Source organism: Pseudoalteromonas sp. S3785 (assembly GCF_005887365.1).
In the GTDB taxonomy this organism is placed as follows: Bacteria; Pseudomonadota; Gammaproteobacteria; order Enterobacterales; family Alteromonadaceae; genus Pseudoalteromonas.
This window is the reverse complement of the sequence record NZ_PNCT01000164.1, coordinates 1-355: the sequence shown is the minus strand read 5'-3', so window position 1 is coordinate 355 and position 355 is coordinate 1. Positions and strand designations below refer to the sequence as shown.

Sequence of the window (355 nt, the reverse complement as noted above, 5' to 3'; positions counted from 1 at the left end):
ATATCTACGTTAAGCTCTTTCAACGGTAAGTTTGCAGGGTAACGATCTTGCGTCAAAGTAATTACGTCGTCACCAATTAACATGGTGTTTTCTTCAAGTGTTTCTATTTGAGAAAATTGACCATGTACTGAGTCTAATTGTGTTAAATGCGCTTTTACGTTAGCCGGTGCTAAATCGTTAATTGCTACAATTTTAATCTCAGTGTTTTGTGCTGACTCGTAAAGTGCCCGTAATACATTGCGAGCGATACGGCCATCGCCATTACTTGCTAAATTAATCATTTTTAGACTCCAATTTAACTTCACATGCTTGTCGAGCAAGCGCTTCAATGGCTTGCCAGTCTTTGTTTTCAATT

General features: G+C 38.3%; 1 protein-coding gene. It reads right to left on the bottom strand.

What is annotated here, in order from left to right; genetic code table 11:
• Positions 1-281 (bottom strand): glyceraldehyde 3-phosphate dehydrogenase NAD-binding domain-containing protein (locus CWC17_RS18990; protein WP_283956925.1); only part of this gene is annotated, 281 nt, incomplete at its 3' end.
• Positions 282-355 lie beyond the last annotated feature (74 nt).